This is a genomic window from Frigoribacterium sp. CFBP 8759, assembly GCF_014841655.1.
Classification (GTDB): Bacteria; Actinomycetota; Actinomycetes; order Actinomycetales; family Microbacteriaceae; genus Frigoribacterium.
The window spans coordinates 257776-283976 of record NZ_JACYUH010000001.1; the positions used below are offsets into that span (position 1 = coordinate 257776).

24 protein-coding genes and 1 tRNA gene are annotated in these 26201 nt (G+C 72.0%); 6 read left to right on the forward strand and 19 right to left on the reverse strand.

The window, feature by feature from the left end; translation table 11 throughout:
• Window positions 1–5: 5 nt before the first annotated feature.
• A complete protein-coding gene (locus IFT79_RS01230; RefSeq protein WP_056048531.1) occupies window positions 6–923 on the reverse strand; it encodes an oxygenase MpaB family protein in 918 nt (305 codons plus the stop codon).
• 128 nt (window positions 924–1051) lie between these two features.
• Window positions 1052–1870 carry an SDR family oxidoreductase gene (locus tag IFT79_RS01235; protein WP_342211739.1) on the reverse strand — a complete coding sequence of 273 codons (819 nt, stop codon included), beginning with the start codon at window positions 1868–1870 and terminating at the stop codon, window positions 1052–1054.
• Between the two features lie 123 nt (window positions 1871–1993).
• Between IFT79_RS01235 and IFT79_RS01240 the strand changes: the two genes are divergently transcribed.
• Window positions 1994–3676, forward strand: a complete 1683-nt coding sequence (locus IFT79_RS01240; RefSeq protein WP_056048538.1) for a long-chain-fatty-acid--CoA ligase — start codon at window positions 1994–1996, stop codon at window positions 3674–3676.
• Between the two features lie 83 nt (window positions 3677–3759).
• On the opposite strand, the gene IFT79_RS01245 is transcribed toward IFT79_RS01240, so the two are convergent.
• From IFT79_RS01245 to IFT79_RS01265, 5 genes are all read right to left on the reverse strand, one after another.
• The gene (locus IFT79_RS01245) at window positions 3760–4215 is read right to left on the reverse strand and encodes an SRPBCC family protein (RefSeq protein WP_192122707.1); all 456 of its coding nucleotides are present in this window, start codon (window positions 4213–4215) and stop codon (window positions 3760–3762) included.
• Window positions 4216–4323: 108 nt separating this feature from the next.
• Entirely contained in the window at window positions 4324–5787 is a 1464-nt protein-coding gene (locus IFT79_RS01250; protein WP_192122708.1) for a phytoene desaturase family protein, read from the reverse strand.
• Window positions 5784–6794, reverse strand: a complete 1011-nt coding sequence (locus tag IFT79_RS01255) for an SDR family oxidoreductase (protein ID WP_192122709.1) — start codon at window positions 6792–6794, stop codon at window positions 5784–5786. Before IFT79_RS01255 ends, IFT79_RS01250 begins: the two co-directional genes overlap by 4 nt.
• A gap of 90 nt (window positions 6795–6884) precedes the next feature.
• Complete coding sequence (locus IFT79_RS01260) at window positions 6885–7718, reverse strand: hypothetical protein (protein ID WP_192122710.1); 834 nt, start codon at window positions 7716–7718, stop codon at window positions 6885–6887.
• A 109-nt stretch (window positions 7719–7827) separates the two neighbouring features.
• Entirely contained in the window at window positions 7828–8544 is a 717-nt protein-coding gene (locus tag IFT79_RS01265; protein ID WP_123571520.1) for a DedA family protein, read from the reverse strand.
• A gap of 191 nt (window positions 8545–8735) precedes the next feature.
• On the opposite strand from IFT79_RS01265, the gene IFT79_RS01270 reads away from it, so the two are divergent.
• Together IFT79_RS01270 and IFT79_RS01275 are read left to right on the forward strand one after the other, a co-directional pair.
• Entirely contained in the window at window positions 8736–9062 is a 327-nt protein-coding gene (locus IFT79_RS01270) for a DUF7882 family protein (RefSeq protein ID WP_056048554.1), read from the forward strand.
• 83 nt (window positions 9063–9145) lie between these two features.
• Window positions 9146–10846 (forward strand): discoidin domain-containing protein, encoded by a 1701-nt coding sequence (locus IFT79_RS01275; protein WP_199859368.1) that lies wholly within the window; start codon window positions 9146–9148, stop codon window positions 10844–10846.
• Between the two features lie 10 nt (window positions 10847–10856).
• Here the strand turns inward: IFT79_RS01275 and IFT79_RS01280 are convergent, their stop codons facing one another.
• The 10 genes from IFT79_RS01280 to mnmA form a co-directional block, all read right to left on the reverse strand.
• On the reverse strand, window positions 10857–11255 hold the full coding sequence (locus tag IFT79_RS01280) for a DUF3054 domain-containing protein (protein WP_192122711.1): 399 nt from the start codon (window positions 11253–11255) through the stop codon (window positions 10857–10859).
• 52 nt (window positions 11256–11307) lie between these two features.
• The gene (locus IFT79_RS01285; RefSeq protein WP_192122712.1) at window positions 11308–12153 is read right to left on the reverse strand and encodes a spermidine/putrescine ABC transporter substrate-binding protein; all 846 of its coding nucleotides are present in this window, start codon (window positions 12151–12153) and stop codon (window positions 11308–11310) included.
• Between the two features lie 137 nt (window positions 12154–12290).
• The gene (locus IFT79_RS01290; protein ID WP_192122713.1) at window positions 12291–13127 is read right to left on the reverse strand and encodes a DUF3097 domain-containing protein; all 837 of its coding nucleotides are present in this window, start codon (window positions 13125–13127) and stop codon (window positions 12291–12293) included.
• The gene (locus IFT79_RS16090) at window positions 13120–13917 is read right to left on the reverse strand and encodes a hypothetical protein (protein ID WP_192122714.1); all 798 of its coding nucleotides are present in this window, start codon (window positions 13915–13917) and stop codon (window positions 13120–13122) included. The genes IFT79_RS01290 and IFT79_RS16090 overlap by 8 nt, the downstream gene beginning before the upstream one ends.
• 37 nt (window positions 13918–13954) lie before the next feature.
• Window positions 13955–15454, reverse strand: a complete 1500-nt coding sequence (gene gatB, locus IFT79_RS01300) for an Asp-tRNA(Asn)/Glu-tRNA(Gln) amidotransferase subunit GatB (RefSeq protein ID WP_056048565.1) — start codon at window positions 15452–15454, stop codon at window positions 13955–13957.
• Window positions 15454–17004, reverse strand: a complete 1551-nt coding sequence (gene gatA / locus IFT79_RS01305; protein WP_159827029.1) for an Asp-tRNA(Asn)/Glu-tRNA(Gln) amidotransferase subunit GatA — start codon at window positions 17002–17004, stop codon at window positions 15454–15456. The genes gatB and gatA overlap by 1 nt, the downstream gene beginning before the upstream one ends.
• A gap of 2 nt (window positions 17005–17006) precedes the next feature.
• Window positions 17007–17306 (reverse strand): Asp-tRNA(Asn)/Glu-tRNA(Gln) amidotransferase subunit GatC, encoded by a 300-nt coding sequence (gatC, locus tag IFT79_RS01310; RefSeq protein ID WP_043594160.1) that lies wholly within the window; start codon window positions 17304–17306, stop codon window positions 17007–17009.
• Window positions 17307–17412: 106 nt separating this feature from the next.
• A complete protein-coding gene (locus IFT79_RS01315; RefSeq protein WP_207116405.1) occupies window positions 17413–18849 on the reverse strand; it encodes an alpha/beta hydrolase in 1437 nt (478 codons plus the stop codon).
• Between the two features lie 125 nt (window positions 18850–18974).
• Window positions 18975–21326, reverse strand: a complete 2352-nt coding sequence (gene ligA / locus IFT79_RS01320; protein ID WP_192122716.1) for an NAD-dependent DNA ligase LigA — start codon at window positions 21324–21326, stop codon at window positions 18975–18977.
• A gap of 10 nt (window positions 21327–21336) precedes the next feature.
• Window positions 21337–22467, reverse strand: a complete 1131-nt coding sequence (gene mnmA / locus IFT79_RS01325; RefSeq protein WP_192122717.1) for a tRNA 2-thiouridine(34) synthase MnmA — start codon at window positions 22465–22467, stop codon at window positions 21337–21339.
• Window positions 22468–22506: 39 nt separating this feature from the next.
• On the opposite strand from mnmA, the gene IFT79_RS01330 reads away from it, so the two are divergent.
• From IFT79_RS01330 to IFT79_RS01340, 3 genes are all read left to right on the forward strand, one after another.
• Window positions 22507–23757 (forward strand): MFS transporter, encoded by a 1251-nt coding sequence (locus IFT79_RS01330; RefSeq protein ID WP_192122718.1) that lies wholly within the window; start codon window positions 22507–22509, stop codon window positions 23755–23757.
• Window positions 23758–23812: 55 nt separating this feature from the next.
• Window positions 23813–23894: transfer RNA gene (locus IFT79_RS01335), tRNA-Leu, on the forward strand.
• 166 nt (window positions 23895–24060) lie between these two features.
• Complete coding sequence (locus tag IFT79_RS01340) at window positions 24061–24768, forward strand: DedA family protein (RefSeq protein ID WP_056048583.1); 708 nt, start codon at window positions 24061–24063, stop codon at window positions 24766–24768.
• Window positions 24769–24830: 62 nt separating this feature from the next.
• On the opposite strand, the gene IFT79_RS01345 is transcribed toward IFT79_RS01340, so the two are convergent.
• Entirely contained in the window at window positions 24831–25457 is a 627-nt protein-coding gene (locus tag IFT79_RS01345) for a non-canonical purine NTP pyrophosphatase (protein WP_192122719.1), read from the reverse strand.
• Window positions 25454–26200 (reverse strand): ribonuclease PH, encoded by a 747-nt coding sequence (gene rph, locus IFT79_RS01350; protein WP_043595412.1) that lies wholly within the window; start codon window positions 26198–26200, stop codon window positions 25454–25456. The genes IFT79_RS01345 and rph overlap by 4 nt, the downstream gene beginning before the upstream one ends.
• Window position 26201 lies beyond the last annotated feature (1 nt).

A 26201-nucleotide genomic window follows, 5' to 3' on the forward strand; every position in this document is an offset into this window, starting at 1 on the left:
GTCCGTCAGGCGGCCGTCCACCCGATGCGGTCGAGCCGGGCGAGGGCGTGCTCCTCGGCGACGGGTCGCTTGCCGAGGACTCCCCCGACGCCCGCGAGCATGGCCTGCGCCGGCGCCCGGGTCGGGATGCCGATCGGGCCGACGTGCGGCGCGCGCAGCCCGAGCAACTCGCGGAAGCGCGGCTGCAGCGTGCCCACCGCGCCGTTGAAGAGCACGGGATAGCCGACCTTCAGGGCGGGGAAGAGCGGGGGCCGCTTGATGAACTTCACGACGTCGTCGGTGCGCGCGGTGCGCTCGAGCACGCCCCGGCGGTCGAAGTCCATGAGCTGTGACTGCATCTCGGCGACGCTGCGCGGCGGGTTCGGCACGCCCATCAGCTCGCCGGCCGTCGCCCACTCGCGGACGTAGGCGTCGGGCCCCCCGGGGATCGGCTCTCGGCCCCACTCGAGGTAGGCGGCGAGGAACGAGTCGGCGAAGGCCATGTGCACCCAGCTGAGCAGCTCCGGGTCGTTGGCGGCGTAGTCGTGGGTCACGCCGTTCCGGTCGTCGTACGTGCCGACGACCTTCGTGTGCAGGCGTGACACCCAGTTCGACGCGTGGGTGGCGGCCTCGCGGCTGCCGTACGAGACGGTGTAGATCCAGCGGATGGTGCCGGCGAGACGGCCGAGCGGGTCCTCGCGGAAGCGCGAGTGGTCGTGGACGCCGGCGAGCGCCCCCGGGTGCAGCGCCTGGACGAGCAGTGCCCGTACGCCGGCGGGGATGGTCGACATGGCGCCGTGCACGGCCCACACCGCCGAGCCCGGCAGGAAGAACCCCTCGTCGTCGCCCTTCTCGAGGTCGGTGACCCACTCGGGCGTGCCCGTGTACTGCCCGTTGAAGGTGTACTGCAGGCGGGCGCGGAGCGGTTCGGTCAGTGCGGGCATGTGTCGATCATGCGCCGCGGCGGCTGGACGCTCGCGGCGGACGCCGTCGGCGGTCCCGCCGGACGCACGCCGCGCCTCCTGCGTCCCGGGGAGGGGCAGGAGGCGCGGCGCGCGTCTCGGGGTGGGTCTCAGTTCCCGTGGGCCTCGATCGAGACGGGCTGCCACTCGTTCCAGGTCGCCAGACGCGACTCGTAGTCCTTCGTGGCGATCTCGAGCGGCGCCTTGCCGAAGAAGACGCGCAGCGGCGGCTCGTCGGCGTCGACGACCGTGAGGATCGCCGAACGGGTGGCCGTGGGGTCGCCGGGGTCGGCGGCCGAGGGACGCTTCGACGCGGCCTCACGGACGTCGGCGTAGGCCTCGAGTTCGTCGCTGCGCGAGGCGGAGGGGCCCGACCAGTCCGTCGAGTAGCCGCCGGGCTCGACGAGGGTCACCTTGATGCCGAAGCCCGCGACCTCCTGGGCCAGCGACTGGCTGAAGCCCTCGAGTCCCCATTTCGAGGCGTGGTAGATGCCGACCGTCGGGAAGGCGCTGATGCCGCCGATGCTCGACACCTGGACGATGTGACCCGAGCCCTGCTCGCGCATGATCGGGAGCGCCGCCTGTGACACCCAGAGGGCGCCGAACAGGTTCGTCTCGAGCTGGGCACGGGCCTCGTCCTCGGTGATCTCCTCGATCATGCCGAAGTGGCCGAAGCCGGCGTTGTTCACGACGACGTCCAGGCGTCCGAAGTGCTCGGCGGCCTTCTGCACCGCGGCGACGTCGGCCGCACGGTCGTTGACGTCGAGCTGGAGGGGCAGGAAGGAGTCGCCGTACGCGTCCACGAGGGGCGTGACGTCGTCGATCTTCCGTGCGGTGCCCGCGACCTTGTCGCCGCGTTGGAGGGCCGCTTCGGCCCATTCGCGGCCGAAGCCCTTGGATGCACCGGTGATGAACCAGACCTTGCTCACGATGTGTCGTTCCTCTCTTCGTGATGTCGAGGACCATGCTGCGCCGCGCCTCCTCGTCCGCGGTCAGGTTGCCAGCCGGCACCGAGCCCACGGGGTACGCCCGGCGGTCGATAGAGTGGCTCGGTGACCACCGACAGCGCTCGTCCCTGGCTCGACTCCTACGCACCCGGCGTGCCGCACGACCTCGAACCGGTCGACGGCTCGCTGCTCGACCTGGTCGAGGCCTCCGCGGCGCGGTACCCCAGGGCGGTGGCGCTCGAGTTCTTCGGGGCGACGACCACCTATTCCGAGCTCGTCGACCAGATCGCGCGGGCGGCCGAGGGGCTGCGCAAGCTCGGGGTCGGGCACGGCGACACCGTCGCGATCGTGTTGCCGAACGGTCCGCAGCACGTCGTCGCGTTCTACGCGGTGCTGCGCCTCGGCGCCATCGTCGTCGAGCACAACCCGCTCTACACGCCGCGCGAGCTGCGTCACCAGTTCGAGGACCACGGCGCCAAGGTGGCCATCGCCTGGAACAAGGTGGTCGAGACCATCCAGGCCTTCCCCGACGACGTGGCCGTCGAACACCTCGTCTCGGTCGACGTCACCCGGGCGATGCCGTTCACCACGCGGGCGGCCCTGGCCCTGCCGATCAAGAAGGCCCGCCAGTCCCGTGAACGCCTCACGACGACCGTGACGGGCACCACGCCGTGGGAGAAGGTCGTCGGCTCGTCGCGCATCAAGGCGAGGCACCCCCGACCGACCACCGACGACCTGGCGGTCATCCAGTATACGAGCGGCACCACGGGCGCGCCCAAGGGTGCCCAGCTGACGCACCACAACCTCCTGTCGAACGCCGCGCAGGCCCAGGCCTGGGTGCCGACGATCGAACGCGGCACCTGCGTCGTCTACGCGGTGCTGCCGATGTTCCACGCGTACGGCCTGACGCTCTGCCTCACCTTCGCGATGAGCATGGGCGCCCGACTCGTGCTCTTCCCGGCCTTCGACCCGGCGCTGGTGCTCAAGGTCATGAAGAAGCACCCGCCGACCTTCCTGCCCGCGGTCCCCCCGATCTACGCCCGTCTGCAGAAGGCCGCCGACGACGCCGGCGTCTCGCTGAAGGGCGTCGACGTCGCGATCTCGGGGGCCATGCCGCTCTCGGCCGACGTCGTCGAGCCGTGGGAGGCCGAGTCCGGCGGCTGGTTGGTCGAGGGCTACGGGCTCTCCGAGTGCTCGCCCGTCCTCATGGCCAACCCCGTCGGTCCGACGCGCCGCGCCGGCACGGTCGGTCTGCCCCTGCCGGGCACCGAGGTGCGCGTCGTCGACCCCGAGAACCCCACGGTCGACGTGGCGGCCGGTGAACGCGGCGAGCTGATCGTCCGTGGCCCGCAGGTCTTCAGCGGGTACTACCGCAAGCCGAAAGAATCGGGCGAGGTCTTCGTCGACGGCGACTGGTTCCGCACCGGCGACATCGTCACCATCGACGACGACGGGTTCGTCCGCATCGTCGACCGCATCAAGGAGCTCATCATCACCGGCGGCTTCAACGTCTCGCCGTCCGAGGTCGAAGAGGTCCTGACCCGGTTCGAGGGCGTCGCCGAAGCCGCGGTCGTGGGTCTGCCCACCCCCGGCGGCGAACAGGTGGCCGCCGCGATCGTCGTGAAGCCGGGCGCCCACGTCGACGTCGCGGCCCTGCGCTCGTTCGCGCGCAAGCACCTCACGCCGTACAAGGTGCCGCGGCGCATCGTCGTCGTCGACGACCTCCCCCGGTCGCTCATCGGCAAGGTGTTGCGCCGCAAGGTACGCGACTCGCTGGCCGAGCGCTGAGACCGGACCCGCGCCTCCTCGACCGGACGACGGTCGGCAGGTGCGGGTCGGTCCACCCCCGGCCGCGGCTCAGGAGGCGCGGCTCAGCTGGGCGAGACGCGATCCGTCATGCGACCCTCGGCCAACCAGGCCAGTCGCTGCAGCGCCTCTCTGTTGCGCCAGTGCAGCGGCGGGTCCATCAGGGCCTTCGGCACCAGCCGACCGGGGCCCGCGACGGCGTACTCGGTCATCGTGACGAAGCAGCCGCCCATGCGGTTGCGCACGTCGATCTCGACCCGGGCCTCGCCCATCGGCCAGCCCCTGGCGTGGAACACGGCCCGGACCGGAGGGTCCCACTCGAGGATGGTCGTCACGTCGTCGATGACCAACGGCCAGACTCCGAACGAGTGGTGGACCTTGGCCTCGACGCTCGGCCAGGTCAGTTCGACCTCGCGGATGCGCGCCGACCCGACGACCCAGCTCGTGAAGAGCCACCCGTCGCTCAGCACGTCGAAGACGTCGTGGGGTGAGGCCTCGATGAAGCGGTGCGTGGTGCTCATCCGTCGATCCTGGCACGGTCCCCGCGCGCCGCGCACCCCGTTGACGCGCCCCTGGCGCCGTGGATCAGATCGGGCGTCGGGCGCCTCCCCCGTCGGGAGTCGACCCGATCAGGAGTCGACGCCGAGGTACGGCAGCCGGCCGATGCCGAACTCGTGCTTCAGGGCGCTGCGCGCGGCGTAGGCCCCACCCAGCCCGTGCACCGAGGGGCCCGGCGGGGTCGAGGACGAGCACAGGTAGAGGCCCGGCGTCGGCGTGCGCCACGGTTCGGTCGACAGCGTCGGCCGTGCCGCCAGCTGCCAGACGCTCGGGGCCCCGGCGGCGATGTCGCCGCCGATGTAGTTGGGGTCGTGCGCTTCGAGGTCGACCGCCGTCCGGCTGTTCGTGGCCAGGATCGTGTCACGGAACCCCGGCGCGAAGCGCTCGATGCCGGCGATGACGGTCTCGGTCTGGTCGACCGTGGACCCGCGCGGGACGTGCGTGTACGCCCACAGGGCCTGCTGACCGTCGGGGGCGCGCGTGCCGTCGACCACGCCCGCTTGGGCCACCAGGACGTATGGCGTGCGGGCGTGTCGACCCGAGGCGACGTCGTGCTCGCCTGAGGCGATCTCGGCCCGCGTCCCCCCGAGGTGCAGCGTGGGGCTGCGCCGGGCCTCCTCGTTCGCCCAGGGCACCGGCCCCGACAGCGCGAAGTCGACCTTGGCCGCCGCGTTCCCGTACCGGAAGCGCCGCAGGGCGCGCTCGTACCGGTCGGGCAGACGACTGCCCGCGATGTCGGCCAGGGCACGGGCGCTCGTGTCGAAGATCGTGGCCTTCGCCCTCGGCAGCTCGTCGATCGACGTGACGTCCACGCCCGTCGTGATGGTGCCTCCGTGGGCCAGGACGTCGTCGGCCATGGCGTCGACGATCGACTGGCTGCCACCGGTCGGCACCGGCCAGCCCCGGGCGTGCGCGTGGACGGCCAGGACGAGCCCGGCGGCCGAGGTCGACAGGCTCGGCATCGGGCGGATCGCGTGGGCCATCACCCCGGCGAGCATGGCCGGGGCCTCGTCACCCGAGAACCCGGCGTTCCACCAGGGGCCGCTCTGCGACAGGGCGGCCAGACCGAAGCGCGCGAGGGTCACCGGGTCGTCCGGCACCCGGACGAGCTCGCGCATCGTGAACTTCGCCATGCGGGGCTCGGTCTCGACCAGACCCCGCAGGAGGCGCGCCCAGGCGGCCCCGTCGGCACCGAGCCCGTCCGCCGTCCGGTCGAGGTCCCGGTAGGCGATGCCGGCACGTCCGCCGTCGAGCGGGTGGGCGTACGAGATGTCGGGGACCGTCAGCTCGATCCGGCGGTCGAGTTGGAACCGCTGGAAGAACCCCGAGGCGAGGGCCATGGGGTGCACGGCCGAACAGATGTCGTGGCGGAAGCCCGGCAGGGTCGCCTCCTGCGTGCGCGCTCCCCCACCGATCGTGTCGGCCCGTTCGACGACCTCGACGCGGAGACCGGCCCGAGCGAGCACCACGGCCGCCGCGAGACCGTTGGGCCCCGCACCGACGACGACCGCGTCCACCTCGGGCGCGGCGCTCATGCCCGACGCCCGCGGGTCACCCGACCCACCACGGCGGCGGTGGCGGCCGCGGACGCCCCCACCACGGCCCCCATGGTCAGGGCGCGGTTGCGGGTGTACCAGACCTGCGGACTCGTGGTGCGCGCGCGGTCGCTGAAGATGCCGCGAGCCCCGTGGTCACCGGCCGTGGGCTCGTAGAGGTTGTCGGGCAGCATGGGCTCGCTCTTGTCGGGAGCCTGCTGGCCGGAGTACCCGCTCTTGGCGAGGTAGACGTCCAGGAAGTTCGCGACGAACCGGTTGCCGAGCACCGTCATGACGGTGGGCTCGCCGAGCCAGGTCCGGCGACGCGGCTTGTCGGCGACGTCGGCGATCGCCCGGGCCCCGACCTCGGGTTCGAAGATGGGCGGCACGGGCTGGGGGTGCTCGGGCAGGGTCGAGCGCACCCAGTTGAACTGGATGGTGTTGAGGGCCGGCATGTCGACCGTGCTGATCCGCACCGAGCTCTTGTTGTGGATCAACTCGGTCGTCACCGACTCGGTGAAGCCCTGGACGGCGTGCTTCGCGCCGCAGTACGAGGCCTGGAGCGGGATGCCTCGGTGGGCGAGCGCCGATCCCACCTGGATGACCTGCCCGCGGTCGCGGGGCACCATGCGCGACAGGGCCGCACGAGTGCCGTTGACGAAGCCGAAGTAGTTGACGGCCGTGGCCCGCTCGAAGTCGTCGGGGTCCGTCTCGAGGAACTCGCCGAACACACCGACCATCGCGTCGTTGACCCAGAGGTCGATCGGCCCGAGCTCGGCCTCGACGCGATCGGCGGCCGACTCGACCTGGGCGCGATCGGCCACGTCGGTCGAGATGCCCAGCGCACGGCGACCGGCGGCCTCGACGTCGCGGACGGCCCCGTCGAGGCCGTCCTGTCCCCGAGCGAGGATCGCGACGTCCCATCCGCGCGCGGCGAGCTCTCGGACGGTGGCCCGGCCGAGTCCCGCGGACCCTCCGGTGACGACGGCGGTTCTCGTGCTGGTCATGGTGCTCCCTCGGGCCTCTCGGCGGATCGTGGACGGACCCCCGACGCTAGTCCGCGACCGGAGGTCCGTCCCGGGGGTGATGCCCAGGTGTCAGATGTCGAAGCCTCCGCCGAAGTCGCCTCCGCCGAAGTCGCCTCCCCCGAAGTCCCCGAAGCCCCCGCCGGAGTCGCCGGCCCCGTCGGCACCGAAGTCGCCGCCGCCGTCGCTCGCCGTCTCGGTGCCGGCGTCGGCACCGCCGTCCGCGCCGCCCTCGCCCTCGGAGCCCTGGTCGCCGCCGGCGTCGTCACCCGCGCCTCCGTCCGCCGTCGCCCCGGCGTCGGGCAGGAACGCGCTCATCAAGGTCGACCCGATGACGTAACCGGCCACCGTGCCCAGGATCGACCCGCCGATGATCGAACCCATGCCGGGGCCCTGACGGAGGGGCTGGCCGTTCGGCCCGACCTGCTGCCGTCCGTCCGGGCCGCCGCCGAGGGTGCGCTCGAGGGTCCCGGGTCGTCGCAGCTCGGACCGGGTGGCGGCCTGGGCGAGCGAGCCGGCGTCGTCGCCGCGCGGTGCCTCGCCGGGGCTCGACTCGGCCGTCAGCTGGTCGAAGACGAGACGGCGTTGTTCGGGGCTGAGCTTCGCGAACGCCTCGGCGTGCACCTGCTCGATGGTCTCGGGCGGGGCGGTCTTCAGCAGGTAGCGGTACCGCTCGACGGCGATCTCGTCGTCGCTGCGGGCCGGTCCGGTGCCGGCCGACGAGGCCGGGACCGGCGACTGCTGGCCGTAGCCCTGCTGGTCGTACCCCTGCTGGCCGTACCCCTGCTGCGGGGCGGCGGGCTGCTCGTAGCTCTGCTGCCCGTACCGGTAGCCCTGCGGAGCGGAGGGCTGCTGCGGCTGGCCCTGCTGCGGCTCGCGGCCGAGGAGGCGGTCGAGGAATCCCATGGTGGTGTCCTGTCGGATCGTGTGCTCGGTGCCGCGCGCGGGGCGCGACGTCGGTCTGCCCACCACGGTACGGATCGTCCCGGCCCGCCGCCTGGACGGCGACGGAACGTCAGCCGCGAACGTCCTGATCGACGGCGTCACGCGACGCGTCGTCGACGCCGGCTCGACGGCGGCGCACCGACCGGACGACGAGGAACACCACGACGCCCGCGATGGCGGCGTACACGACGTAGTCCAGGTACTTCGCGTACCGGTCGATGAGCTCGTACTGGGTGCCGAGGGCGGCGCCCAACCCGATCAACAGCCCGTTCCAGAGGCCGCTGCCCACGATCGTGAAGACCGAGAAGACCAGCAGGGGCATGCGCTCGGCACCGGCGGGAAGCGAGATGAGGCTGCGCACGCCCGGGATGAACCGGCCGAAGAACACCGCGGACCGCCCGTGGCGCTCGAACCAGCCGGCCGCCTTCTCGAAGTCGTGGCGGTCGACCAGCGGCAACTTGGCCAGCCACCGAATGCTGCGGTCGAGGCCGAGACCGGCCCCGAGCCCGTAGAGGACCAGGGCGCCCAGGTAGGCGCCGAGGGTGCTCAGCGCGATCAACAGCACGATGTTCATCGACCCGGCGCCGGCCAGGAACCCGGCCAGCGGCAGGATGACCTCGCTGGGGATCGGCGGGAACACGGTCTCGACGAAGGTCAGCAGGGCGACGCCCCACTCGCCGAGGGCGTCGATGACGCGGGCGGCGAACCCGACGAGGCCGTCGAGGTCGGCGACGACGTCCTGGCTCGAGGACGAGGAGGCGCGGAGGACGAGGGCTGTCGAGGTCATGGGTCCCAGGTGGTCGGTCGGGCGCTCGGGGGCGCAACGGATCGGCAGCCCCGAGTATGGCGGGGCAGCCTGCGCGTCCGCCCACAACGCCCGGGTGGGCTGCGCCTGACGGGGAACACCGCATCGCTTGCTACATTGACCTGTGTCGGCTTGGTTTCCGACGCCGGACACACTCACGAAACAGGACCCCAATGGGATCGCTCATCTACGGAACCTCGGGCATCGAGGTCGAGTTCGAGGACCGCGTGCTCGAACACCTCCAGATCGTCATCGCCACCAAGCTGCGTCGCCGCGAGTCGTTCTTCTTCTCGTGGCGCGACACGCAGAAGGTCGGTGACGGTCGCAGCAGCATCTGGCTGGACGCCGGCATCCCGCTCTACTTCAAGTACTCCGGCGGCCGGGTGCCGTCGATCAACCGTGACTGGCTCACCGAGCTGACGGCCTCGTCGAACAGCTCGTCCGGCCTCGTCCTCACCGACGAGCCCAGTCTCGACAACAGCGCCAAACGACGCGGCTGACCCGCGCCTCCCCCCTTTCGAGGCGTTGACCCGGTTCGGGTCCGTTCCGTACCGTGGGCCCGACGGCGACGGAGGGGGCGGTCATGCAAGGTGCCAGGCGCGCGAGCGCGGGCCGTCTGGCGATCGCCACGATGATGACGGTCGCCCTGGTCGCGGCCCTCGTGACGGCCCAGGCCCCCGTCGCGGCCCGGGCCTCGGACGCCGTCCTCTCGCAGGGACGCAGTGCGGGGGCCTCGTCGGTCGCTTCGCGGTCCACCCCGGCAGCGGCCGCGGTGGACGGCGACGGGCGGACGGGCTGGAGGAGCGCGCGGGCGGGCTCGCAGTGGTTGCAGGTCAGCATCGGGCCGCAGGTCGACGTGTCGCAGGTCTCGCTGCAGTGGGGTGACGCCCCGGCGACGGCCTACGAGGTCCAGATCTCGTCGAACGGCAAGACCTGGCGCACGCTGGCGTCGACGACCCGGGGTGACGGCGGCACGGACACGTACGACGTGGCGGGGACGGGGAGGCACGTCCGGGTGCTCGCGACGGTCTCGGCTACGGGCACGGGGTACTCGCTGTCCGAGCTGACGGTGCGTGGGTCCCGGACCGGGTCGTCGTCCGCCACCCCGGGCGTCCGGCTCGCCGGTGGTGCCGGCTCGTGGCACCTCGAGGTCGACGGGCGGCCCTTCATGGTCGAGGGGGTCACCTACGGCGCCCCGGTCGCCGAGGCGGCCACCCACTTCCCCGACATCGCCTCGATGGGCGCCAACACGGTCCGCACCTGGGGCACCGACACGGGCTCGGGGCGCCTCTTCGACGCCGCGTCGGCGTCCGGTCTCCACGTCGTCGCCGGCCTGTGGCTCGACCACGGCGTCGACTACGTCGGCGACACCGCGTACAAGACGGCCACCCTGGCGAGCATCCGCTCGACCGTGGCCGCCTACCGGGATCGACCGAGCCTCCTGGCCTGGGACGTGGGCAACGAGGTGATGCTGGGGCAGGGCGAGAGCCAACGTGTCGCCTACGCCCGCTTCGTCGACGAGGTCGCCCGGACGATCCACTCGATCGACCCGGGCCACCCCGTCACCTCGACCGACGCCTGGATCGGCGCCCTCTCGTACTACGAGGAGCACGCTCCGTCGCTCGACTTCTACTCGGTCAACTCGTACGGCGGTGTCGGGTACCTCGAGGACGGGTGGAACTCCGGCGGCTACACCAAGCCCTACCTGGTGACCGAGACCGGTCCGGCCGGATCGTGGGAGGTCCCCGACGACGCGAACGGCATCCCGCTCGAACCCGGCGACGAGGCCAAGGCCCGGGCCTACACCGCCGCGTGGCAGGCCGTCCAGTCCCATCCCGGCGTCGCCCTCGGGGCCACCGTGTTCAACTACGGCCTCGAGAACGACGAGCCCGGCGTCTGGTTGAACCTCCGGACCGACGGCCTCCGTCGGCTGTCGTACTTCGCCGTGCAACGCGCCTACGGCGGGGAGGCGCCCACCAACACGTCGCCCGTCGTGCGCTCAATGACGCTGTCCCCGGCGTCGGGAGTGCGCCCGGGCACACCGGTCACGCTGACGACCTCGGTGACCGACCCCGACGGCGACCCCGTGACCTACCGGGTCTACGCCACGAGCCGGTACGTCGACGGGGACGAGTCCCTCCGGCCGATGCCGGCGACCACCACGGGGCCGGGGACCATGACGGTGCAGGCCCCGTCTCGCCCCGGGGTGTGGAAGATCTACGTCTACGCGCTCGACGGCCGGGGCAACGTGGGCATCGAGGCCCGCTCGGTCCGCGTCGTCTGAGGTCCCCGCGTCAGCGGCGGACGAGGGCGGCGACCGCTCGCCACCCCACGACGAACACGCCGAGCACGACGACCGTCACGACGACGAAGCTGACCTGCACACCCTGACCGCTCACCACACGGAGCAGCACGCCGATCACGGCGGTGGAGACCCAGACGACCGCTCCCGAGCGGACGGCCGACAGCGGCCAGCGGACGCCGGTCACGCTCGCCCAGCCGACGACCGAGCCGACCACGAACGGCCACAGCGTGCCGAGCAGGCCGGGCAGGTCGAGACCTTCGGCGTGGCTGCGACGGCCGATGACGACGAAGGCCAGGACCGCGACGAGGTCGACGACGATCGGCCACCAGGCCGGGCCGACCTCCCGCCGCCGGGTCGTCGGGGACAAGGTCGGGCTGGGGCGGGTCATCTCGGTGTCCTCTCGTGACGTCGGCTCCAGCCGCGGACCGGGTCGCTCGGGTTCAGCGCGACCGCGGCTGCTCGAGTGCGCGCGACAACTCTGCCAGCAGTTCGTCGACCTGGGGGGCCACGAGGCGGTCGAGGGCCTCGGCGATGCGCGGACGGTGCTGCACCAGGGCCAGGCACAGGCTCGTGCCGACGGACTCGGCGTGGTCGCCCGCCAGGGTGATCTCGTGTCGCAGTGCGGCCTTGGCCTCGTCCGAGTACTCGGGCTGGGGCTCGGGCTCGGGTCGTGGGGCCGGACCCGGTCGGAGTTCCGATCCGGCGGGCGGACGAGGCGCGTCCGGCACGGGCGCGTCGGTCGGCGTCACCGAGTCGGGCGGCAGCAGCCAGCCGTCGAGGTCGTCGGGGTCGAACGGCGCGGCAGCGACGTCGGCCTCGGACGTGGAGTCCGTGGACGCGCCCACGACGGTCGGGTCGGGCGGGACGATGCCGGCGTCCGCCGGCATCCCCGCGAGCCCGGCGAGCGTGAAGAGGAACGGCTGGCCCGGTTCGGGTTCGGGGTCGAGATCGAGACCCTGGAACTCGGGGTCGAGACCCTGCTCGGGTCGGTAGCCCCGCGCCTCCTGGGCCTCGGCCAGTCGCAGCTCGCGCGTGACGAGCGGGAGGTTGCGGGCCGTGTACTCGTCCACGTCGTCGTCGACGATCTGCCGCATCCGGTTCAGCAGCGCGTGCTGGACGGCGTGCGGCACGTCGTGGTCGAATCCGGCGGCGGTGGCGACGGGCGAGCCGAGGCACACCCGACACGGTCGCGTGCGACCGCGGGCGGTGCCGATGTGCCACCGGGGCAGCCAGCGCAGCCAGGCGTCGACGGCAGAGCTCACGCGTCCCTCGATCTGCTCGGCCATGCCTCGAATCTAGGGCGAAAAGCGGCCGGGACGCCGACACGCCCGGGCGATTCCCGGGGATCGAGGTGTCCGAGCAGCCCGGCGGAGTCGACGGCGATGCACGACTCGGGCCGCGTCACCCGCGTCGACGCCGGGACTCAGCCCGACGTGACGAAGTCGATGAGTTCCTCGACCCGGCCGAGCACCGACGGCTCGAGGTCGGCATAGCTCCGCACGCGCGACAGGATGTGCTGCCAGGCCCGCGCGATGTCCGCCTGGTCCTCGTGCGGCCAGCCCATGGCCTCGCACACGCCGTGCTTCCACTCGACGGATCGGGGCACGACCGGCCAGGCCTCGACACCGAGCCGCCCGGGCTTGACGGCCTGCCAGACGTCGACGAACGGGTGCCCGACCACCAACACGTGGCGGCCGAGCGGACTGCGGGCGATGCCCTCGGCGACACGGCTCTCTTTCGAGCCCGGCACCAGGTGGTCGACGAGCACGCCGACGCGTCGCTCGGGCCCCGGCCGGAAGTCGCGGAGCACGTCGGCCAGGTGGTCGACGCCCTCGAGGTACTCGACGACGACGCCCTCGACCCGCAGGTCGGAGCCCCAGACCTTCTCGACCAGCTCGGCGTCGTGCCGTCCCTCGACGAAGATGCGGCTCTGACGGGCGACCCGGGCCTTGGCCCCCTCGACGGCGAACGAGCCGGACGCCGTGCGCGCGCGCCCCTGGGGTGCCGCCCGCGGCACCCGCAGCGCGACGGGGGCGCCATCGATCGAGAACGAGCCCGACATCGGAAAGGCCCGCACCCGGCCTTTCCAGTCCTCGAGCTCGACGGTGCCGGCCTCGACGCGGACGATCGCGCCCGTGAAGCCCGACCGGACCTCTTCCACCACGAGGTCGCGGACCGCGTCGGTCGGCGTCGGCGCCGGCTTCGTCGAGCGCTTCCAGTCGCCGGCGAGCACGTCGGCACCGTACCGGTCGTCATCCACGGGGGCCTCCGGAGCGTGGTCGGGGTTGGTAGGGGCGGGGTGGGCCCTTTCGCGGGCCGTCGGCGGGTGCGGTCTCGGGACGCCCGGACGTGCGGCCCGGCCGGGGGGACGGAGCAGGAGGCGCGGTGCCGCTCCGTGGCGTCGCCTCCGTCGGACGCGCGCTCACCTTCGGCGGACGCGCCGCCGACGCGTCGGGCTTCGGGAGCGCGACGCGGGTGGAGGACGGTGACGACGCGACCCGCGCCTCGCGGTCGGATGCAGCCGTGCGGACCGCGACGCCCGCCGGGGTCGGCGTGAAGCCGGCCGTGAACACCCAGATCAGACCACCCAGGACGAAGAGCACGAACGCGGCCGACACGGCCGCGGGCAGCCACCAGGCCGCGAGGGGCCCGCCCTGGGAGACGAGGGCCAGGACGAACAGCGCCGCGACGAACCACAGGGAGGCGCTGGTCGCCACCGCGAGGTAGCGCTGGTACCGGCGCCTCATCTCGGCCCGGTTGGCCGGGTTCTTCCAGAAGGCGGCGTGCGGGACGAGCACGTGGCGGGCGGGCGTGACCGCGAGGAACAGAGCCGACACCGACCAGGTCACGACGATGCCGACCACGAGCACGGCGCCCAGGAGGACGAGGTCGTCACGGCTCGCCGCGAACGCCGACCCACCCGTCTCGCTGAGGTGGACCATCACGACCCGGCCGGGCAGGACGCGCGAGGCCACCGCGAGCGTCACGAGCACGCCGACGAGGGCGACGGCCACGGGCACGGCGGGGCGCAGACGCGCGACGAGGTTCATCGTGCGCCGCTCCCTGCCGCGGCCGTGGTCACGTCGATCAGGCCTGCGCCCGCTCGAGCACCAGCTCGCGGACGCGCGCGGCGTCCGCCTGCCCCTTCATGGCCTTCATGACGGCGCCGATGACGGCACCGGCGGCCTGGACCTTGCCGTCGCGGATCTTCGCCAGCACGTCGGGCTGACCGGCCAGGGCCTCGTCGATGGCGGCGATGAGCGCGCCGTCGTCCGAGACGACCTTCAGCCCGCGGGCCTCGACGACCTCGGACGGGCTGCCCTCGCCGGCGACGACACCCTCGAGCACCTGACGGGCCAGTCGGTCGGTCAGCTCGCCGCTCTCGACGAGCGCGATGAGTTCGCTGACGTGCAGGGGCGACACGAGGCTCGAGGCCTCGACGCCCTGCGCGTTGGCGAGGCGGGCGATCTCGCCGGTCCACCACTTGCGTGCGGCCTGGGGTGAGGCACCCGCGGCGACGGTCTCGACGAGCTCGGTGAGCAGGCCGGAGTTCACGACGTCCTGGAACTCGAGGTCGGCGAACCCCCACTCGGACTTGAGCCGGCGACGCTGGGCGACCGGCGCCTCGGGAAGGGCCAGACGCAGTTCTTCGACGAGCTCGCGAGGAGGGACGACGGGCAGCAGGTCGGGCTCGGGGAAGTACCGGTAGTCGTCGGCGTCGCTCTTGGGGCGGCCCGCCGAGGTGCGACCGGTGTCTTCGTGCCAGTGGCGCGTCTCTTGCGTGATGGTGCCGCCCGCGGCGAGGATCGCGGCCTGACGCTGGATCTCGTAGCGGACCGCGCGCTCGACCGAACGGAACGAGTTGACGTTCTTGGTCTCGGTGCGGGTGCCGAGCTTCTCCTGCCCGTGCGGACGCAGGGAGACGTTCGCGTCGCAGCGCAGGTTGCCGCGCTCCATGCGGGCCTCGCTGACGCCGAGGGCCCGCACGATGTCACGGATGGTCGACACGTAGGCCGCGCCCAGCTCGGGGCCCTTGGCGCCCGCCCCGATGATCGGCTTGGTGACGATCTCGACGAGCGGGATGCCGGCGCGGTTGTAGTCGACGAGGGAGTACTCGGCGCCCTGGATGCGACCGGTCGACCCGCCGACGTGCGTCAGCTTGCCGGCGTCTTCTTCCATGTGGGCGCGCTCGATCGGGATCGCGAAGACGGTCCCGTCCGGCAGCTCGACCTCGACCTCGCCCTCGAACGCGATGGGTTCGTCGAACTGGCTGACCTGGTAGTTCTTGGGGTTGTCGGGGTAGAAGTAGTTCTTGCGGGCGAAGCGCGAGCTCTCGGCGATCGAGCAGCCCAGGGCCAAGCCGAGGCTGATCGAGTAGCGCACGGCCTGCTCGTTGACCACCGGCAGCGATCCGGGCAGTCCCAGGTCGACCGGGGTCACGTTGGTGTTGGGCTCGCCACCGAAGAAGTTCGGGGCGTCCGAGAACATCTTGGTCTTGGTCGCGAGCTCGACGTGGACCTCGAAGCCGAGGACGACCTCGAACTGCTCGAGGGCCTTCTCGTAGTCCATCAGGTCTGCCTTGGCCATCAGATGACTCCCTCGGTGGCGGCGGTCTGCTCGGTCGCGCTCAGGTCGGGCGCGCGCGAGATGAGCGTGTGGCCCCAGCCCTGCTCGAGCAACTGCTCGAGGGCGGCGCCGTAGGTGTAGAGGCGGGCGTCGCCGCGCGCGGGGGCCATGAACTGCAACCCCGTCGGCAGCCCGTCCTCGGCGGCCAGGCCCATCGGCACCGTGATGCCGGGGATGCCGGCCAGGTTGGCCGGGATCGTCGTGATGTCGTTGAGGTACATGGCCAGCGGATCGTCGATCTTCTCGCCCAGCCGGAACGCCGTGGTGGGCGCCGACGGCGAGACGAGGACGTCGACCTGGTCGAACGCCGCCGCGAAGTCGCGCTGCACGAGGGTGCGCACCTTCTGCGCGCTGCCGTAGTAGGCGTCGTAGTAGCCCGCGCTCAGCGCGTAGGTGCCGAGGATGATGCGGCGCTTCACCTCGGGGCCGAAGCCGGCCTCGCGGGTGGCGGCCATGACGTCCTCGACGGTGCCGCCTCCCTCGGGGACGACCCGAAGGCCGAAGCGCACCGAGTCGAACTTGGCGAGGTTGCTCGACGCCTCGGCCGGCAGGATCAGGTAGTAGGCGCTGATGGCGTGCTCGAAGCTCGGGGCCGAGATCTCGACGATCTCGGCACCGGCCGCGCTCATGAGGTCTAGGGCCTCGGCGAAGCGGGCCTTGACGCCGGCCTGGAAGCCCTCGCCGTTCAGCTCGCGGACGACTCCGATGCGGACGCCCTGCAGGGCACCGCCGGCGAGACCGGTGCGGGCCGCCTCGGTGAACGAGGGCCAGGCGTCGCGCAGCGAGGTGGAGTCGCGGGGGTCGTGCCCCGTGATGACGTCGTGCAGCATGGCGCTGTCGAGCACCGTGCGGCTGACCGGGCCGACCTGGTCGAGCGAGCTGGCCAGGGCGATCGCGCCGTAGCGGCTGACCGACCCGTAGGTCGGCTTGACCCCGACGGTGCCGGTGACGGCACCGGGCTGGCGGATGGACCCGCCGGTGTCGCTACCGAGGGCGAGGGGCGCCTCGAAGGCGGCGACGGCGGCCGCGGAGCCACCACCCGAGCCACCGGGGATGCGGTCGAGCGACCAGGGGTTGTGCGTGGGTCCGTAGGCCGAGAACTCGGTCGACGAGCCCATCGCGAACTCGTCCATGTTGGTCTTGCCGAGGGGGACGAGGTCGGCCGCGCGCAGCTTGGCGACGACGGTGGCGTCGTACGGCGGCACCCAACCCTCGAGGATCTTGCTGCCGGAGGTCGACGGCATGTCGATCGTGCAGAGGACGTCCTTGATGGCGATCGGGACGCCGGCGAGCGGGCCGAGGGCCTCGCCCGCGGCGCGGCGGCGGTCGACGTCGGCCGCCGTGTCGAGTGCGGCCGTGCTGACGTGCAGGAAGGCGTGGACGTCCCCGTCGACCGCCTCGATGCGATCGAGGTGGGCGCGCGTGACGTCGACCGACGACACGTCGCCGGCGGCGAGGCGGGTCGACAGCTCGGCGGCGGACAGGTGGACGAGCGAGGTGGTGTCGGTCATGGCTACTGCTCTTCTCCCAGGATCGCGCTCACCCGGAAGCGCGAGCCGTCGTGGTCGGGGGCGCCGGACAGGGCCTGCTCGGCCGTGAGCGTCTCGCCCACGACGTCGGGCCGGAACACGTTCTCGAGCGGGATCGGGTGGCTGGTCGCCGGGACGTCGTCGGTCGCGACCTCTCGGACCTTGGCGACGCTGTCGACGATGTGGCCGAGCTCGGCGGTCATCGTGTCGATCTCGGCCTCGGTGAGGGCGATGCGGGCGAGACCGGCGAGGTGCTGCACCTGCTCGCGCGTGATTTCGGACATGCTTCTCTCTCACGTGGTCGTGCGGGGGTACCGCGGCGGCGGTACCGCACGATTCTACGGGGCGGCACCGACGCGCGGGGTCGTGGGGGGTCGCGGCGTCGGACCCTCAGTCGCGGAAGTAGACGTCCTGCGGCCGCACGAGCGTGAGGGCGGGCGCCTCCGGACCGCCCTCGCCCGGTTGGCCGGTGCGACCGTCGACGAGTGCGCCGTGCCCGAGCCCGATGAGGGCCAGGCTGCGCATCGACTCGGTGCCGGCCCGGAAGTAGTCGTTGTGACCGAGGGCGGAGGCCAGGGCGTGTCCCGTCACCGCGTCGGCTCCACCGCTCAGGTGCAGCACGACGGCGCCGAAGGCGCCCGTCGCCGGGTCGGCCCCGAAGAAGCCGCTCCCGGCCACGGGGTCGAAGCTGCCGGCGGCGGCGTACACGTCGTGACCGCGGACCGCGAGCTCCCCGGCGTCGGAGACGACGCTGCCCGGCGATCCGAGCAGCACCAGCGAGTCGACCGACACGCCTCCGGACGACAGGGCGATCGTCGCCGTCGTCGAGCCGTACGAGTGCGCCATGACCGACACCCGCGGCTCGTCGTCCGCCCGGGCCGCGTCGAGCCCGTCGAGCGCGTCCACGAGGTGGGACGCACCCTGCCGAGCGAGGCCGAGGTCGTAGAAGTTGGTCAGGTCGGGCGTCTGGTAGCCCATCCAGGCCACGACGGCGACGGTCGGCACGGGGCCGGGGCCACCGCGGCCCAGCAACGTCGCCCAGGTGGCCTGCTCGTCGTGGAGGGCGCCGGCGGTGTTGGTCCAGTCCACGAGCTGGTCCGACACCGTGAACAGCATGCCGGGGACGAGCACGCTGACGTCGTCGGCGGTGTCGAGGTCGCCGACGGTGACGGCCGCGCGTCCGGGCAGGACCGTGTCGAGCGCCACGAGGTGTCGGTCGGCCGCCCCGGCGAAGGGGACGTCGTTCGTCGCCCCGTCGAGCGTCGCCCGCACCTGCTGGAGCATGGCCAGACGACGGGCGTCACCCGGCTCCTCGTCGTCCGAACCGATCCGCTGCGAGACGGCGACCGTCGCGTACCGCAGGAGCTGCCGGTTGGCGGTGTCGCGCACCGAGTACGGGACGCCCTCGAGGTTGCCGACGACGCCCGGCACGCTGCGCGCGAGGACCGCCTGCCGACCGTCGCCCAGCCCGGACCACCAGGCGGCCGTGACCTCGGGTGCGACCTGCTCACCGAGCGCCGCCGTCAGCGCCGTCGCGTCGTCACCGTCGGCGTCGAGGGTGTCGGCGAAGCGCTCGACCCCGGCCGAGGAGGCGCGGGCCAGCTGGTCGAGGCAGGCCTCGGCCGAGAAGGCGGTCGCCTCGACCTCCCGGCAGCCGTCGAGCTCGGGCACGGCACGACCGTCCCGTACCGGTGCGACCCCCGGGACGTTGCCCGGCGACTCCCCGACGAGTGGCCCGGTGGCCGGGCGGTCGAGCGTCACGTCGGTCGCCGACGGCACGGTCGGAGCGTCGGCCACCCCGGCGAGGTGCACCGAGGCAGAAAGCATTGCTGCAGCGAGGAACAGCACGTCGGGTCTTCCCCCTAGTCACGTGCCTGTACCCCGGCTCCCTACTGCTGGAGAACGACACGTCCTCACATCCTAGGAAACGAAAGTGCCCCTGACCAGGGAAATCATGATTCAGGCGCCTCCTCGTCCCCCACCTGGGGGACAACGAGAGCCGCCGGGCCCTCCTTAAGGAGGACAGCGAATTGCTCCGCGTCGATGATCCGTACCCCGAGTTGCTCGGCCTTCGTCAACTTCGATCCGGCGCCGGGTCCGGCCGCGACGAAGTCCGTCTTCTTGCTGACGCTGCTCGCCGCCTTGCCGCCGGCCTCGACGATGGCCTCGAGTGCGCCCTCGCGCGTGAACCCCTCGAGGCTCCCGGTCGCCACGACCGTCACGCCCGAGAGCACGCCACCCGCCGCCTCGGCCGCACCCGGTCCGGGATGACCGGGTGTGGCGAACTGCACTCCCGCCGCCGTCCACCGATCGATGATCTCGACGTGCCAGTCGACGTCGAACCAGGCGAGCAGCGCATCGGCGATGATGCCGCCCACGCCGTCGACGGCCGCGAGCTCGTCCCGCGAGGCGGCTCGGATGGCGTCGAGCGAGCCGAAGTGGTTGGCCAGCGCCCGGGCCGCGACCGGCCCGACGTGTCGGATGCTCAGACCGACCAGGAACCGCCACAGCGGGCTGGTCTTCGCCTTCTCGAGGTTCGCGAGCATCTCGATCGCCGTCTTGGACGGCACCGAGGTCTCGTCACCCGAGAACTCGGTCGCCGAGGCGTCGAAGGCGCCGTCGCGCTTGGCGCGCTTCCGGCGGAACGGGGTGACGAGTTTCGGCTGCCCGTCGGCCTCGAGCTTCTGCATGCCGGTCTCGGTGTCGCGGACGACGACCCGTACGGGGAAGATGTCGGCCATCGTCAGGCTGAAGAGGCCGGCCTCGGTGCGCAGGGGCGGCGTGGCCGGCTCGACGGGCTGCGTCAGCGCGGCCGCCGCGACCTCGCCGAGGCCTTCGACGTCGAGCGAGCCGCGGGACGCGATGTGCTCGACGCGTCCGCGGACCTGGGCAGGGCAGCTCTCGGCGTTGGGACAGCGTAGGTCGATGTCGCCCTCTTTGGCGGGCTTGAGCGGGGTGCCGCACTCGGGGCAGTCGACGGGCATGACGAACTCGCGTTCGGTGCCGTCGCGCAGCTCGATGACCGGGCCGAGCACCTCGGGGATGACGTCGCCCGCCTTGCGCAGCACGACGGTGTCGCCGATCAGCACGCCCTTCGCCTTGACGACCTGCTGGTTGTGCAGGGTCGCCTGGCGCACCTCGCTGCCGGCGACCTCGACCTTCTCCATGACGGCGAAGGGCGTGGCCCGACCCGTGCGTCCGACGCTCACGACGATGTCGAGCAGCGTCGTGTTGACCTCTTCGGGCGGGTACTTGAACGCCGTCGCCCACCGAGGAGCCCGGCTCGTGGCTCCGAGCTCTTCGTGCAGGGCCAGGTCGTCGACCTTGACGACGATGCCGTCGATCTGGTGCTCGACCGACGAGCGCCGCACCCCGTAGTCGTGGATGAAGGCCTCGACCTCGTCGACGGTGTCGAAGACGCGGTAGTGGGTCGAGATGGGCAGGCCCCACCCGCCCAGCAGGTCGTAGACCTCGGATTGCGACCGGACTTCGGTCGCCCGCTCGAGTTCGCGAACCGGCCAGGCGCCGATGCCGTGCACGAGCATCCGCAGGCGGCGCAGGCGTGCGTGCATCAACTCGCGCTTCTCGGGGCTCTTGCCCTCTTCTTTCTGACGCAGCGAGCCGGCGGCGGCGTTGCGGGGGTTCGCGAAGACGCGTTCTCCCGCCTCGCGCTGCTGGGCGTTCAGTTCGTCGAACTCGCTGACAGGGAAGAAGATCTCGCCTCGCACCTCGACCAGCGGCGGGTGCCCGGTGCCCTCGAGCCGTTCGGGGATCGTGCCCATGGCGAGCACGTTGCCGGTCACGTCCTCACCGACGACGCCGTCGCCGCGGGTGGCGGCGGTGACGAGCACGCCGTCCTCGTACCGCAGGTTGATCGCCAGGCCGTCGATCTTCAATTCGGTGAGGAACCGCACGCGTTCGGCCCCGGCGTCGCGCTGGACCTTGCCCGCCCACTCGGCGAGCTCTTCGTCGCTGAACACGTTGTCGAGGCTGAGCATGCGCTCGGCGTGCTCGACCGGGGCGAACTGCGTGGTCTCGGCCCGGCCACCGACCGTCTGCGTGGGACTGTCGGGCTTCTGCAGCTCGGGGTGCGCCCGTTCGAGGGAGTCGAGGCGTCGCACGAGGCCGTCGTAGTCGGCGTCGGTGACGGTCGAGCCGTTGCCCTCGTAGTACTGGTCACGCAGCACGAGGATGCGGGTCGTCAGACGTTCGGCCTCGTCTCGCGCCTGGGACAGGTCGCCGGGGACGCCGTCGGTCTCGACCGCGGGCCGGGAGGGGGCGGCATCGGCGCCGGTCTCGCTCATCGTGCTCGCCTCAGACGGTGACGGCTGCAGGCACGGGCACGGCGCTGACCGTGCGGTCGATCGTGCACTGCCCGAGGACGCGGGTGCCGACGTAGACGACGGCGGTCTGCCCGGGGGCGACGCCGTTGAGGGGTTCGCGAGGTGTGATCACGAGTTCTTTCTTACCCTCGACCTCCGACACCCGCGCGACGGCGGGTACGGGGTCGGCGTGGGCACGGATCTGCACGTCGCAGTCGAACGCGACCGTCGGGTCGACCGGGGCGAGCCCGGCCCAGGTGTACGAGCCGCCGGCGATCTCGGCGATGTCCAGGGCCTCCTTCGGTCCGACGACGACCGTGTTGTCGACCGGTCGCACCTCGAGCACGAAGCGCGGCTTCCCGTCGTCGGACGGGAAGCCGATGTTGAGGCCCTTGCGCTGGCCGACCGTGAAGGCGTGCGCCCCCTCGTGCGACCCGACCACGGCACCGCTGCGATCGAGGATCTCACCCGTCTCGGCACCGACCCGCTCGGCGAGCCACCCGCGGGTGTCGCCGTCGGGGATGAAGCAGATGTCGTGGCTGTCGGGCTTGGACGCCACGCTGAAGCCGCGCTCGGCGGCCTCGGCCCGCACCTCGGCCTTGGAGGGCGTCGCCCCGAGCGGGAACATCGAGTGCGCGAGCTGCTCGGCGGTGAGCACGCCCAGCACGTACGACTGGTCCTTCGCCCAGGCGGAGGCGCGGTGCAGCTCTCGGTTGCCCCGGTCGTCGGTGACGATGGTCGCGTAGTGACCCGTGCAGACCGCGTCGAAGCCGAGCGCGAGCGCCTTCTCGAGCAGGGCGGCGAACTTGATGCGCTCGTTGCAGCGCATGCAGGGATTGGGCGTGCGGCCTGCGGTGTACTCGGCGACGAAGTCGTCGACGACGTCGAGCTTGAAGCGCTCGGAGAAGTCCCACACGTAATAGGGGATGCCGATCTTGTTGGCGGCGCGCTGGGCGTCCATCGAGTCCTCGATGGTGCAGCAGCCACGGCTGCCCGTTCGGAGCGTTCCCGGCATCCGGCTGAGGGCCAGGTGCACGCCCACCACGTCGTGGCCGGCCTCGACCGCCCTCGCCGCGGCCACCGCCGAGTCGACTCCACCACTCATCGCTGCCAAGACCTTCATCCGACAAGTGTACGCAGCGGGCCTAGGGTGGCGAGCGACATGTCTTCCTCCTCCCCCGCCTTCAGCATGCGGTCGGTGGCCCTCGCGGCGTTCCTGCCCGCGGCGCTCTTCGCCATCGGCGAGGGGGCCATCATCCCGATCATCCCCGTCGTGGCGAGCGAGCTCGGTGCCTCGCTCCCCTTCGCCGGCTTCGTCGCCGCGCTCATCCTCGTGGGCGAGCTGATCGGCGACATCCCGAGCGGATGGCTCGTCAGCCGCATCGGCGAGCGCACCGCGATGATCGGTGCCTCACTCGTGAGCATCGGCGGACTCGTCACCTGTCTGCTGGCGCCGAACGAGATCGTCCTCGCCGTCGGCGTGCTGGTGATCGGCCTCGCGACCGCGGTCTTCGCCCTCGCACGGCACGCCTTCATGACCAGCTTCGTGCCCGTCGAGATCCGCGCCAGGGCGCTGTCGAGCCTCGGCGGAGTCTTCCGACTCGGCTACTTCGTCGGCCCGTTCCTCTCGGCCGGGGTCATCGAGCTGACCGGGTCCGTGCAATCGGCCTTCGTCGTCCACATCGTCGGCTGCCTGGGCGCGGCGATCGCGCTGCTCGTCCTGCGCGACCCGTCGGCTGCCTTCGGCGTCCGGCCCGGCAGCGGCACGGAGGACGGCACCGACCTCGTCGCCCGGGAGGCACACGGCCTCTTCGCGACCCTCTGGCGTCATCGAGGCGTGCTGCTGAAGCTCGGCAGCGGGGCGGCCCTGATCGGCGCCATGCGTTCCGGTCGCCAGGTCATGCTGCCCCTCTGGGCCGTCAGCATCGGCCTCGGGGCGTCCGAGACCGCGATCATCATCGGCATCGCCGGCGCCGTGGACTTCGCGCTCTTCTACACGAGCGGACAGATCATGGACCGCTTTGGACGCCTCTGGAGCGCCGTCCCCTGCATGGTGGGCCTCGGACTCTCGTACCTCGCCCTGTCGGTCACGCACGACCTCGACGCGAGGGTCGGATGGTTCGTCGCCGTCGCGATCCTGATGTCCCTCGCCAACGGCGTCGGCAGCGGCATCCTCATGACGCTCGGTGCCGACCTGGCCGACAAAGGCGACCCCGCCCCCTTCCTCGGCGCCTGGCGCTTCACCGGCGACGCGGGCAGCGCTGCGGCGCCCCTGCTCATCTCCGGGGTGACCGCGGTCGTGTCGATCTCGCTCGCCAGCGGGGTGATGGGCGTCCTCGGCCTCGTGGGTGCGGCGATCCTCGTGCGCTACGTGCCCCGCTACTCACCGCACGTGCCCCGCTCGCAGCGCTAGCGCCTCCTCGTCCCCGTTCCCGCCGAGGGTCGCCGTCGGTACACTCGGTGCTGCCGCGGGAGTGGTGGAATTGGCAGACACGCAGGATTTAGGTTCCTGTGCTTTCGAGCGTGAGGGTTCAAGTCCCTTCTCCCGCACAGACGACGACTTCGACGTGCCCCCTCCCGCCAGGGTTCACGTCCCTTCTCCCGCACACAGAGCGCCGTCACGACGTGCCCCTCCCGCCAGGGTTCACGTCCCTCCACCCGCACGGGTACCCTGAGCGAGACCGGCAGGCCGGCCACCACGACCGGAGAACACCCGATGCTGCCCCTCGTCTCCATCCCCTGGTTGAACCCCGAGTACCTGCTCACGTCCTTCGGACCGTGGGCCGTGCTCGGCGTCTGCCTGCTCGTCTTCGCCGAGACGGGCCTGCTGATCGGCTTCCTGTTCCCGGGTGACACGCTGTTGATCATCACGGGCATCCTCGCCGCGACGAACCCCGGCGCCCTCGGCCTGCCGATCTGGCTGATCGCGATCTTCATCAGCATCGCCGCGTTCGCCGGCGGCGAGCTCGGCTACCTCATCGGCCACAAGGTCGGCCCCCGCATCTTCGAGCGGAAGGAGAGCGGGCTGTTCAGCGTCGCGAACGTCAACCGCACGAACGCCTTCTTCGAGCGGTTCGGCCCGATGGCCGTCATCATCGCCCGGTTCGTCCCCGTGATCCGCACCTTCGCGCCGATCATGGCCGGAGTCGGCCACATGAGCTACCGGCGGTACTCGCTGTTCAACGCCGTCGGCGCCGTCGTCTGGGGCATGGGCATCACGTTGGCGGGCTTCGGCATCGGACACATCCCGCCCGTCGCGGACTTCGTCAGCTCGTACATCGACCTCATCCTGCTCGGGGCCGTGCTGGCGACGGTGATCCCCATCGCGATCCACTACTTCCACGGGGTGCACCAGGCCAAGAAGGCCGAGGCCTCGGGCGAGGTCGAGACGCCGCAGGTCTCGTCCGCGCCGCACGACGCCTGACCACCGCGGGCACCCAGGCGCCCGTCGGCAGATGACCGAGGGCCCGAGGAGGCGCGCGCGGCTCAGTCCGCGAGCGCGGCCACCCGGGGCGCGATCGCCCGGAACGCCCGGGAGCGATGGCTGACGGCGTTCTTCTCGTCCGCGGTGAGCTCGGCCGCGCTGCGGCTCTCGCCCTCGGGGCGGAACACGGGGTCGTAACCGTGCCCGTTCGAGCCGACCCGCGCCTCCAGAACCTCGCCGTGCCATTCGCCGTACTCGACGTGCTCGACCCACGCGCTCGCGTCGGGCGGCCCGTCGGGGCCCTGGGCACCGACGGCCGGCGGCACGACGAGGGCGGCGGCGCACGAGAACCAGGCCGAGCGGTCGTCGGCACCGTCGAGCTCGGTCAGCAGCTTGTCGATGTTGTCGTCCGCGTCGCGGGTGCCGGCGTAGCGCGCCGAATGGATGCCGGGAGCCCCGCCGAGGGCCGCCGCCGAGATCCCGCTGTCGTCGGCAAGGGCGGGCAGCCCGGTGTGACGTGCTGCTGCACGTGCCTTGATCAGGGCGTTGGCCGCGAAGCTGTCACCGTCCTCGACCGGCTCGGGGCCGTCGTAGGCGACCAGCTCGACGCCCGGCGCCGTCTGGGCGAGCAGCAGCCGGAGCTCGGCCACCTTGCCCTGGTTGTGCGTGGCGATGACGACGCGGGTCATCGGCCGAGGGCCTCGCGCTGGAAGCGGCTCAGGTCGACGGCGCCGGCGACGGCGAGGTCGAGCAACGAGTCGAGCTCGCGACGGTCGAACGGCGCGCCCTCGGCCGTGCCCTGCACCTCGACGAACGATCCGCTGCCCGTGACGACGACGTTCATGTCGGTCTCGGCCCGGACGTCCTCGACGTAGGCGAGGTCGAGCATCGGCTCGCCGTCGATGATGCCCACCGAGACGGCGGAGACGCTGTCGGTCAGGGGCGTGGCCTTCTGCCCGACGAACTTCTTCTCGCGCCCCCACTCGATCGCCTGGGCGAGGGCGACGTAGGCACCCGTGATCGCGGCGGTGCGGGTGCCGCCGTCCGCCTGCAGGACGTCGCAGTCGAGGACGATCGTGTTCTCTCCGAGGGCCTTGGTGTCGACCACGGCGCGGAGGCTGCGGCCGATCAGGCGCGAGATCTCGTGCGTGCGACCGCCGATCTTGCCCTTGACGCTCTCGCGGTCGTTGCGCGAGTTGGTGGCCCGGGGCAGCATCGCGTACTCGGCCGTGACCCAGCCCTTGCCCTTGCCGGTCAGCCAGCGGGGCACGCCGTTCGTGAATGACGCCGTGCAGAGCACCTTCGTGCCGCCGAAGGTGATGAGGGCGCTGCCCTCGGCGTGGGCGCTCCACCCGGTCTCGATCGTGACGGGGCGCAGGTCGGTCGTGCTGCGACCGTCGGCGCGGACGGTCGTGCTCGTGGTGTCGGTCATG

Coding starts and splice junctions, on each gene's coding strand:
- IFT79_RS01230 (WP_056048531.1), bottom strand. CDS start 923: ATGCCCGCACTGACCGAACCGCTCCGCGCCCGCCTGCAGTACACCTTC.
- IFT79_RS01245 (WP_192122707.1), bottom strand. CDS start 4,215: ATGAGCACCACGCACCGCTTCATCGAGGCCTCACCCCACGACGTCTTC.
- IFT79_RS01250 (WP_192122708.1), bottom strand. CDS start 5,787: ATGAGCGCCGCGCCCGAGGTGGACGCGGTCGTCGTCGGTGCGGGGCCC.
- IFT79_RS01255 (WP_192122709.1), bottom strand. CDS start 6,794: ATGACCAGCACGAGAACCGCCGTCGTCACCGGAGGGTCCGCGGGACTC.
- IFT79_RS01260 (WP_192122710.1), bottom strand. CDS start 7,718: ATGGGATTCCTCGACCGCCTCCTCGGCCGCGAGCCGCAGCAGGGCCAG.
- IFT79_RS01265 (WP_123571520.1), bottom strand. CDS start 8,544: ATGACCTCGACAGCCCTCGTCCTCCGCGCCTCCTCGTCCTCGAGCCAG.
- IFT79_RS01270 (WP_056048554.1), top strand. CDS start 8,736: ATGGGATCGCTCATCTACGGAACCTCGGGCATCGAGGTCGAGTTCGAG.
- IFT79_RS01275 (WP_199859368.1), top strand. CDS start 9,146: ATGCAAGGTGCCAGGCGCGCGAGCGCGGGCCGTCTGGCGATCGCCACG.
- IFT79_RS01280 (WP_192122711.1), bottom strand. CDS start 11,255: ATGACCCGCCCCAGCCCGACCTTGTCCCCGACGACCCGGCGGCGGGAG.
- IFT79_RS01285 (WP_192122712.1), bottom strand. CDS start 12,153: ATGGCCGAGCAGATCGAGGGACGCGTGAGCTCTGCCGTCGACGCCTGG.
- IFT79_RS16090 (WP_192122714.1), bottom strand. CDS start 13,917: ATGAACCTCGTCGCGCGTCTGCGCCCCGCCGTGCCCGTGGCCGTCGCC.
- gatB (WP_056048565.1), bottom strand. CDS start 15,454: ATGGCCAAGGCAGACCTGATGGACTACGAGAAGGCCCTCGAGCAGTTC.
- gatA (WP_159827029.1), bottom strand. CDS start 17,004: ATGACCGACACCACCTCGCTCGTCCACCTGTCCGCCGCCGAGCTGTCG.
- gatC (WP_043594160.1), bottom strand. CDS start 17,306: ATGTCCGAAATCACGCGCGAGCAGGTGCAGCACCTCGCCGGTCTCGCC.
- IFT79_RS01315 (WP_207116405.1), bottom strand. CDS start 18,849: ATGCTTTCTGCCTCGGTGCACCTCGCCGGGGTGGCCGACGCTCCGACC.
- ligA (WP_192122716.1), bottom strand. CDS start 21,326: ATGAGCGAGACCGGCGCCGATGCCGCCCCCTCCCGGCCCGCGGTCGAG.
- mnmA (WP_192122717.1), bottom strand. CDS start 22,467: ATGAAGGTCTTGGCAGCGATGAGTGGTGGAGTCGACTCGGCGGTGGCC.
- IFT79_RS01330 (WP_192122718.1), top strand. CDS start 22,507: ATGTCTTCCTCCTCCCCCGCCTTCAGCATGCGGTCGGTGGCCCTCGCG.
- IFT79_RS01340 (WP_056048583.1), top strand. CDS start 24,061: ATGCTGCCCCTCGTCTCCATCCCCTGGTTGAACCCCGAGTACCTGCTC.
- IFT79_RS01345 (WP_192122719.1), bottom strand. CDS start 25,457: ATGACCCGCGTCGTCATCGCCACGCACAACCAGGGCAAGGTGGCCGAG.
- rph (WP_043595412.1), bottom strand. CDS start 26,200: ATGACCGACACCACGAGCACGACCGTCCGCGCCGACGGTCGCAGCACG.